General features: G+C 57.9%; 8 protein-coding genes and 2 rRNA genes. All 10 read right to left on the minus strand.

Annotated features, from left to right (window positions below; translation table 11 throughout):
- Nucleotides 1–45 precede the first annotated feature (45 nt).
- A complete protein-coding gene (scfB, locus tag C1713_RS11925; RefSeq protein WP_102494048.1) occupies nucleotides 46–1437 on the minus strand; it encodes a thioether cross-link-forming SCIFF peptide maturase in 1392 nt (463 codons plus the stop codon).
- A 116-nt stretch (nucleotides 1438–1553) separates the two neighbouring features.
- Nucleotides 1554–1691: a six-cysteine ranthipeptide SCIFF gene (gene scfA / locus C1713_RS11930; RefSeq protein WP_006691237.1), complete on the minus strand. Its 138-nt coding sequence runs from the start codon at nucleotides 1689–1691 to the stop codon at nucleotides 1554–1556.
- A gap of 70 nt (nucleotides 1692–1761) precedes the next feature.
- A complete protein-coding gene (murA, locus tag C1713_RS11935; protein ID WP_102494049.1) occupies nucleotides 1762–3042 on the minus strand; it encodes a UDP-N-acetylglucosamine 1-carboxyvinyltransferase in 1281 nt (426 codons plus the stop codon).
- A 6-nt stretch (nucleotides 3043–3048) separates the two neighbouring features.
- Entirely contained in the window at nucleotides 3049–5040 is a 1992-nt protein-coding gene (locus C1713_RS11940; RefSeq protein WP_102494084.1) for a SpoIVB peptidase S55 domain-containing protein, read from the minus strand.
- A gap of 250 nt (nucleotides 5041–5290) precedes the next feature.
- On the minus strand, nucleotides 5291–6037 hold the full coding sequence (locus C1713_RS11945; protein ID WP_102494050.1) for a methyl-accepting chemotaxis protein: 747 nt from the start codon (nucleotides 6035–6037) through the stop codon (nucleotides 5291–5293).
- Nucleotides 5938–6657, minus strand: a complete 720-nt coding sequence (locus tag C1713_RS12015; RefSeq protein ID WP_170950824.1) for a methyl-accepting chemotaxis protein — start codon at nucleotides 6655–6657, stop codon at nucleotides 5938–5940. The genes C1713_RS11945 and C1713_RS12015 overlap by 100 nt, the downstream gene beginning before the upstream one ends.
- Before the next feature lie 341 nt (nucleotides 6658–6998).
- Nucleotides 6999–8369, minus strand: a complete 1371-nt coding sequence (locus C1713_RS11950; protein ID WP_102494051.1) for an MFS transporter — start codon at nucleotides 8367–8369, stop codon at nucleotides 6999–7001.
- A gap of 99 nt (nucleotides 8370–8468) precedes the next feature.
- Nucleotides 8469–8744, minus strand: coding sequence for a hypothetical protein (locus tag C1713_RS11955; RefSeq protein ID WP_050342590.1), 276 nt, complete (start codon nucleotides 8742–8744; stop codon nucleotides 8469–8471).
- Nucleotides 8745–8800: 56 nt separating this feature from the next.
- Nucleotides 8801–8917, minus strand: a 5S ribosomal RNA gene (gene rrf, locus C1713_RS11960).
- A gap of 238 nt (nucleotides 8918–9155) precedes the next feature.
- A 23S ribosomal RNA gene (locus tag C1713_RS11965) occupies nucleotides 9156–9282 on the minus strand; the annotation flags it as partial.

A 9282-nucleotide genomic window follows, 5' to 3' on the forward strand; every position in this document is an offset into this window, starting at 1 on the left:
GATATTGCAATTTAGAGCTAAAAGTTTAACGAGACCTTACGACAATTAAACTTGCAATTTGCCCTGCTCCTCTTCTGCCTCTTCCTTCTCCAGTGCAAGCACCGCCTGCACGAGGATCGCGCACTCCAGACGCTTCTTCTGAATCGCACAGCCAATCTCGTACGGCTGCCGAATATCCCCATGAAAGAGATCGGCGTTCGCGTGACAGCCGCCGCTGCAGTAAAACCGCGCCCAGCAGTCACGGCACAGAGGCTTGTTCAGCACATGCGAGTTGCGGAAGTACGTCGGCAGCTCCATGCTCTCAACGCCCGTAAAGACCGAGCCGAGGCGATAGCCCTCACGCCCCACGAACTGATGGCACGGGTAGAGATCGCCATTCTCTGCGACGGCGTAGTACTCATGCCCCGCACCGCAGCCCGCGAGGCGCTTGGCGACGCACGGTCCATGGTTGAGATCCATGTTGAAGTGGAAGAAGAAGAACCCCTTCCCCGCACGCACGCGGTCGAGATAGGTCTGCGTCAGGCGGTCATACTCCGCATAGATGCGCGGCAGATCCTCCTCTGTAAAGCCAAGCGGACTGTCCTTCAGCACGACCGGCTCCATCGAGAGGATGTCAAAGCCCGCTGCATTCATGGCGAGCACATCCTTCGTAAAGTCGAGATTCTCGTGCGTATACGTCCCGCGCAGGTAGTAGTCCTTGCCGCTGCGCGCATCGACGAGCTTCTTAAAATTCCGCATGACCACATCGTACGTTCCATGTCCGCCCGCATCGGGACGCATCGCATCGTGCACCTCGCGCCGTCCATCCGCCGAGAGCACGACGGAGATATGGTTGTCGTTCAGCCATGCGATATTCTTGTCGGAGAGCAGCATCCCGTTCGTCGTGAGCGTCAGTTTGAACTCCTTGCCCGTCTCCTGCTCACGCTGACGCACATACTCCGTTACCGCCTTCACCGTGCTCAGATTCATCAGCGGCTCGCCGCCGAAGAAATCAATCTCACAGTGCTTGCGCGGACCACAGCCGTCAATGATGAAATCGACCGCCGCACGCCCCACCTCAGGCGACATCACTGCGCGCTGCCCACCATAGCTGCCGCCGTCGCCGAAACAGTACTTGCAGCGCAGATTGCAGTCCTGTGCCACCATCAGGCACAGGGATTTCACCAATCCGCGCGACTTGAAGGTCGGCGGCACGTCAATATCGGGGGCAAAGAGCGCCCCTGCCGCCATCAGCTCATGCAGCTCGCCGCACGCCTCGCGCAGATCTCCCTCAGGATAACGCCCCCTGAGACGTGCCACGGCCGCCTCATCGTTCGTCCCGTCGAAATCATCCATCATATCGTAAATCATCTCGTCGATCACGTGAACCGCGCCGCTGTTCACATCGACGAGGATGTGCATGCCGTTCTGCTTGAACTTATGCGTTCGGACTTTCATTTGTTCTCCTTCATAACCACTCTTGGAAATGTAATACGCTTAAGCAAACCTTAGTGGAGCAACACATAGAAAAAGCCCCTCTCGCAAACGAGAAGGGCTGTGCCGATTTCCCCGTCTTACTTCGCGCAGGGCTGATTGCCCACCGTGCAGGAAGTCTTACAGGCAGACTGGCAGGATGCCTGGCATTCGCCGCAGCCGCCCGTGTAGAGCGTGGACTGCATCGTCGGCTTGTTGACCGTCTTGATGTGCTTCATCCTTCATACCTCCTCAATCCATCGTTCTGAATTTATTCTATCGCATCATTCTTTATTATGCAAGCAATTTTTACACGCCTGCCCATTCCGCATCCACGCGCTGAATATCCGCCCCGAGCGCCACGAGCTTTGCCACGAGATCATCGTACCCACGGTCGATGTGATGGATGTAGCCGACACGCGTCTCATCCGGTGCCACGAGCCCTGCGAGCACCATCGCCGCACCCGCGCGCAGATCCGTCGCCCGCACAGGTGCGCCGCTGAGCAGTGCGCCGCCCTCGACCGTCGCCGTCCGTCCGTCCACACGGATCCGTGCGCCCATGCGCACGAGCTCATCGACGTGCATAAAGCGGTTCTCGAACACCGTCTCCGTCACGACACTCGTCCCCTCGGCGACGGCGAGCATTGCCATGAACTGCGCCTGCATATCCGTCGGAAAACCGGGATAGGGCATCGTCTTGAGATCAATCGCCTTCATCGGGCGGTCGGCAGAGACGCGCACCCCGGCGATATCCTCCTCGATCTGTGCGCCCGCTTCCTTTAGCTTCGCAATGACTGGCTTCAGATGCTCGCTAATCGCGTTCTCGATGAACACATCACCACGCGTCATCGCCGCCGCGACCATGTACGTCCCCGCCTCGATGCGGTCGGGGATGATCGTATAGTCCGCCGCGTGCAGCTCCGGCACGCCGTCGATCTTGATGCGGTTCGTTCCCGCGCCACGGATGCGCGCCCCCATCACATTGAGATAGTTCGCGAGATCGACAATCTCCGGCTCGAGCGCAGGATTCTCGAGAATCGTCTGGCCCTCGGCGCAGGACGCCGCCATCATCACATTCTCTGTCGCCCCGACACTCGGGAAATCGAAGTAGATGCGCGCCCCCTTGAGCCCATGTGGCGCACGCGCGTGAATGTCGCCCTGCGTGATCTCGATCTCCGCCCCGAGCGCCTCAAAGCCCTTGAGATGCAGATCGATCGGACGTGTCCCAATGGCACAGCCGCCCGGCAGCGAGATCTCTGCGTGCCCCTCGCGTGCGAGCAAGGGGCCCATGATGAGAAATGACGCGCGCATCTTGCGGACGAGGTCGTAGGGGGCTACGACCGTCGCAATATGTGATGCATCAATGACCAGACGATGCTCCGATACCGTGTAGTCCGCCGTCACGCCAAGGGCACGCAGCACCGCCGTAATCGTATAGACATCTTCGAGTGCAGGCACCTCATCCAGCACACTTTTTCCGTTTGTACCGAGTAATGCCGCCGCAATGATGGGCAGCACCGCATTCTTCGCCCCGCCGATCTTCACATGGCCGCGCAGGGGATGCCCTCCATGAATGACCAGTTGTTCCATTCGTCCTTATTCCTCAACCTTCAGCGTCGCGTGGATCACGTTCTCGATCACATACGGCGCATAGAATTTCTCGCGTTCATCCTTCTTCTTCGGATCGCCGAGCAGCGTCACGCGTTTCGGCTCCTCTCGCTCTGCCGCGCGTGCCGACGCCTTTGCCGCCGCGCGCATGCGCTTCTTCATTTCCTTTTCGGAGCTCGGCGCAGGCGCTGCTCCAGGAGTGATAATGATCTCATTGTTCTGCCCCTGAGCGGCGAGATCGTCCAGCTTTTCCGCCGTCGACTTGAACTTCTCCTCGTCGTCGGGGATCTCGAGCCCCGCCTGCGCGAGGAGTGCCAAGGGGTTCACGGGGACAAAGCCTCCGCCGCGAATATCGAGGTTCAGTGTCCCCGCCGGCTGCGCCTTCGGCACGCGATAGGGGATCGACAGCGTCTCCTCCGGCTTGCGATAGGGACGAATCTTCGTCTTGAACGTCACCGTGTCGCCCGGCTTTACCACCAACTTATCCGGCACCGCCGAGACCAGAACGGCCGTCTGACGTCCGCCCGTGAGCTCCACATCCACATCGAGATCGAGAATATCGGACTCCTCCTGCGGATTCGTCACGATCATATTCATCGCCTGCAGCAGCTCGGTCACGGCGACCTGCCCGACATCCGCCGCGCTGTAGTACATATTGCGCCGCTCAAAAACCCCGCTGTCCACGGCGTTCGTACGGATGGCAAAGCGGATGCGCGCCGTGCTGCTGCCAAGGGAATCCGACACGCGGCTCATCGCCGCATAGGCAATACTGCCCGAAAGCACGGGCAGGAAATCCTCATCGTAGGCAATCTGCGCACCGAAGGTCTCCTCCGTGCCAAGCGCGTCGTCCTTCACGTGAATGCGAATGGGAACAGCGGTGGGAAACGTCCCAAGGATCCCCGCAACGCCCGTCTCACGATCCTGATTGATGCGCCCGATCACACTGCCGATGTTCGCGATCTTCACGCCGTTGCTCTGTCCTGCAATCGTCCCGACCACATCGGCATCCGTCATGAAGTAGTTCACGTTTCCCTTGTGCATAAAGGAGTGACCGAATGCCAGCATCTTCTTGCCGTCCACCGCCGTCACCGTTCCCGTCGCGCCGATGCTGAAGTCGCCGTAGACAATGGCGACCCCGACGGGCTGACCGCCTGCAAGAGAGGCATCATAGCGTGTGGGGAGGGGCGTATTTGCACTGACCGTTCCCAGCGGAAGGAACGTACTGCCTGCAGGCATATTGTTCTCTAGATAGCGCAGCCCCGCCGATCCAAATCCGCTCACGAAGAAGGTGGACTTCTCCTCGGCAGCATGCACATTCTCTTTCTTAGCTGCAGGAGATGATGTGACGGGATCGGTCGACGTTTGCTCACCTTTGTCCGCACTCTGCACAGCATCAGCGGTCGCGTCATGCGTGTCGTCCGCAGCCTCCTGCGCCTCTGACGCACCTGCACCGCTCGCAGATGTTTCCTCTGTCTTCTCTCCGCGCAGGGCGGCGAGTGTATCACGCCACTCCGCCTCACGCTCGGCGTGTGTCATCTTGCCGACTTTCTTCTCGCGCTCGCGGAGCTCGTCCTTTTCCTTTGCCTTCTTGCGCTCCTCAACGGCGCGCACGACATCCACCGTGTCGATGCGCGTCTTATTCTTCGTGTCGGGCATCGACCAAAGCGGAATCATGTCCTCGATCGGCGTGATGAAAAAGGTATAGGGACTGAGATCCTTCAGCCCCGCTGCAAGCGCTCCTACGAGACGACCGTCTACATAGATCGGACTGCCGCTCATCCCCTGCAGGACACCGCCGACGTGCTCGATGAAATTGCCGCTCGTCCGCGCCATAATCATCCGCTGAGAGCCCTTGCCGCCCTTCATCTGACCGACGATCTCCACGGGGAATGTGCGCACCTCGCCCGTCGTATCGAGCACGGTATACGCCGTTCCCTGCATCCCCTCCGTCACCTCATTGTACGGGAGAATCGGAGGCATCGCAAAGGACGGCGGTGCGTAGAATTGTACCGCCAGCGCAAAAAGATATGCCGCCGCAAGGCGCTTCCAGTTATATCGCAAAATGTCACCTCAAAATATAATACCCTCATGTTATCTGCCCTATTGTAGCATACACAGGGAGATTTCGCTAGTGTTTTCGCGTGCATCCACAGCAGGACTGCTCACAATAGAAAAGAGCCGCTGCACGAAGACCGAACCATCTTCGTGCCGCAGCTCTCTTTCATACATCTTATAGTTTGAAGCGCTCCACCTCGCGCTGGAGGTCGGTCGCGATCTCTGCGAGCCCCTCGCTCGCCTTCGCGATATCCTCAAGCGCATTCGACTGTGTCTCCACGGACGCGCTGCCCTCTTCGGTTGTCGCAGCATTCTCCTCGGCGAGTGCGGATAGGTTCTGCACCACATCCGAGATGGATGCGTGCTTCTCGCCCATCGTCTTCGCTGATGTGTTCAGCTTCTTGACGACCTCGCCCGTCTCCTCGACCGTCTCAGAGATACGGTCGAAGCACTCCTTCGTGCTCTCAAGCCCCTGATGCGACTCCGATGCGAGCTTCGTCGATACGTGCATCGTATCCACCGCCTGCTGGCTCTTCGTCTTCAGCTCGTGGATGATGCCGCGGATGTCGTCCGTAAAGCTCGAGCTCTGCTCCGCGAGCTTGCGGATCTCCTCCGCCACGACGGCGAACCCGCGCCCGGCCTCACCCGCACGCGCCGCCTCGATGGCAGCGTTGAGCGCGAGGAGGTTCGTCTGGTTGGCGATGCTCTTGATCATCATACTGGACTCGTCGATCTTGTCCGCGCCCTGATTCGTCTCCTCGACAACCTTGGCGACTTCCTCTGTCGCCTTGAACATCTCCTCGGCGCGGCCAAGCAGATCGTTTAGGATCTCCGAGCCCTCCGCCTTGCGGTCACTGATCTTCTGTGTCGTCTCGTTGAGGACATTGACGATATGCTCCGTCTCCTGCTCGATGCGCAGCACTTCACTGAGATGATCGGCGGCCTTCTGCGTATCCTCCGCCTGACTCGTCGCGCCCTCAGCGATGTTCTGGATCGCCTTCGAGACCTCCTCAGAGCTATGCGCCGTCGTCTGCGTTCTCGCCGTCTCAGCTCCTCGCTCGTCGCTGCCACGGATTCCGACGAGGCGTTGATCTTGCCCATCGTTGCGCGCAGATTGTTTGCGAGCTCGGCGAGATCCCCCGTCATCGCTCCGATCTCATCCTCTCTGCCGAGATAGCCGCGTGCACGTACATACGCGGGGTTATCTGCACGCAGATCGAGGCGGGCAAAGTTCTCCACCACGCCCTGCAAATCGCTCATCGGCGTCGAGATTCGCTTCGTGACAAAGGAGATCAGTGCCGCCAGAAGCAGGAGGATACCGATGATGCCAACGGCGACGAGGATATAGATCATGTGGCGTGCCACGGCGGTGAACACGTCATAGTTCGTCGCTGAGCCGATGCCCCACTGCGCCGTAACGCCGTCAAAGGAAATCGGTGCATACATGCTGGAGGAGTCCTTGCGGATCGTGAAGGGATGCTCTGCCGTGCTCTTAAAGACATCCTCGCCCTTAATGCCCGACAGCTCATAGAGATTCTTCATCACCACGCTGTCATCCCGGCCCTGGGCGACGCTTCATGACTCCGTTCCCGCTGGCATAAATACCCCCTCTTTCCTTAAGTAAGCACGGATAAATTCAGCACCGCCATCTGACGGACTTCATTTTATCAGCAATTCCTTAGCTCCCCAAAACAAATGCGTACCATACCGGTACGCATTTGTTTCAGACGCTCCATCGTCAAACAAAATCCCTCGGTAAGAAGCAGCCGTGTTGCTTTTTTTGTCCTGCAAGTATACCACAGAGAATTTCATTCGGAAAGGGTTTTTGCTATAAATTTTTAACTTGTCTGACTAATTTTTCATACAAGTCTAACGATGTTTCTCTATTCGTTGCGCAGTGCCGAGGACTCAGCAGCGCCGAGCGTCTGCTCCAGCTCTTCAAGCGTCTGCTGTTTGCTCTCACGTCCGAGAAGAATAACGGTTCCCGCAATGACGGCAAAGACCGCCGCGAACATCATAAAAATGCCGCTCATCGGAAATGCATTGGCGAGCATCACGCCGACGAGCATCGGTGCAATCATGCCGCCGATGCGGCCGAATCCTGCCGCCCAGCCACTGCCAAGCGCGCGCATCGACGTTGGGTACTGCTCGGGTGTATAGGTATAGATGACGCCCCACGCGCCGAGATTGAAGAAGCTCATCGCCGCACCCCAGCCAAGGAGGGCAGTGACATCACCTGCATTGCCGAAGAAATAGCTGCATACGCCGCTGAGAAGGAGGAAGAGCCCGAGCGTATAGCGGCGGCCGATCACATCCACGAGGTAGGCCGCCGCATAGTAGCCCGGCAGCTGAGCGACCGTCATAATGAGGACGTACTCGAACGTCTTGACAATGGCAAAGCCCTGCGCATAGACCATCGACGGCAGCCACATAAAGATGCCGTAGTAACTGAACACAATACCGAACCATGCGAGCCAGAGCATCACCGTGCGGCGGCGCATTCCCTTCGCCCAGAGCGCAGAAAATCCCGGTGTCTCCACCTGCTCCGCCTGCATACGGTGCGGGGCAAGCTGATCGAGGAAGGGACGCTCCGGCATACGAAGCTGGCGCTCGATATCGCGTACAATCGCCTTCGCCTCGTCCACACGCCCCTTGGCGAGGAGATAACGGATCGACTCAGGCATGTGCAGGCGCAGGAGGAACACATAGAGCGCGGGCAGGGCACCGATAAAGAACGCCGCCTGCCAGCCAAAGACAGGGATGAGAAGATAGGCGATGCATGCCGCCGCAAGCCAGCCAAGCCCCCAGAAACTCTCAAGGAGCACAATGAAGCGTCCGCGCAGGCGTGCCGGTGCATACTCGCTCATCAGCGTCGCTGCGACGGGCAGCTCTCCGCCCAGGCCGAAGCCGACAAGGAAGCGGAACACGAGCAGCGACTCATAACTCCACGCAACGGCACAGAGCCCCGTTGAGATGCTATAGAGGAGAACCGTGATCGTAAACACTCGCTTGCGGCCGATGCGGTCGGCAATCGTCCCCGCGAGCACCGCTCCAAGCGCCATGCCGATCAGCCCAATCGAGCCGATCCACCCCACCTGTGCCGGCGTGAGACTCCACTCGCGCGCCAGTACCGGCAGGACGAAAGCGATCAGCCCCGTGTCCATCGCATCAAACAGCCAGCCAAGCCCCGTGACAACAAGCAGCTTGTACTGGAATCTGCCGAGCGGCAGATTTTCCAGACGATCCAGAATCATGAAAGTACCTCCCGAAGAAATCATGGATTTCTTTCACTGCATTGAAAAAGATAGCTGGCACATATTATAGTCAAAGTATACTGACGATACAAGGATATTTTAGGATTTTTCCTCAGAATCTTCCTTTTTTCCGCTCATAAAAACACCGTAGCCCGCTGCGCCGAACCCAATGCCGACAAAGAGATAAGCGACCGTGCTGTAAACAACATCCTTTTTGTTATTGGCGGAAATCGCCGCCGCCGCTTCCTGAGCATTCGAGGCTTCCCGTGCCAGCTCCAGGTTCTCAGCCATCGGGTCGGGGGAGAGATGCAGCAGCAGCAATCCGATGCCAAGGGAAATCAGCCCAAACAGAATTACTGCGAGTTTTTTCTTCATCATATACCTCCATATATAGCAAAAGGGACTCGTGAATCATCACGAATCCCTCGTTCTTGCGGCAACTACCTACTCTCCCACGTCGTCTCCAACGAAGTACCCTCGGCCTGTGGACGCTTAACTACTGTGTTCGGAATGGGAACAGGTGGAACCGTCCAGGCATCATCACCGCATCTTGTTGAATGAGTCTTGCTCACTCAAAACTTCACAGAAGAAACTGTAAGCAAATTGTTAGGCAATACCTTCTTAGAATAGCGGTCAACGTCATCCAATCACACTTCGCTTTCGCTCGTGTTCTTGGGACGTTTTCGTCGCTCTAAGTCACAGTCGACATTTGCTTTGCAAACGTCGACTAAGCGACTCAATCGTCAGCGTCTGTCGCTTACGCTCCGACGCTTCCGTTTCGCTGCTTAAGTCAAGCCCTCGACCGATTAGTGCTGGTCAGCTGCACACATTGCTGTGCTTCCACACCCAGCCTATCTACCTTGTCTTCTTCAAGGGGTCTTACTTCCTTTTAGGAATGAGATACTTCATCTCG

The organism is Centipeda felix, from assembly GCF_900186465.1.
Lineage (GTDB): Bacteria > Bacillota > Negativicutes > Selenomonadales > Selenomonadaceae > Centipeda > Centipeda felix.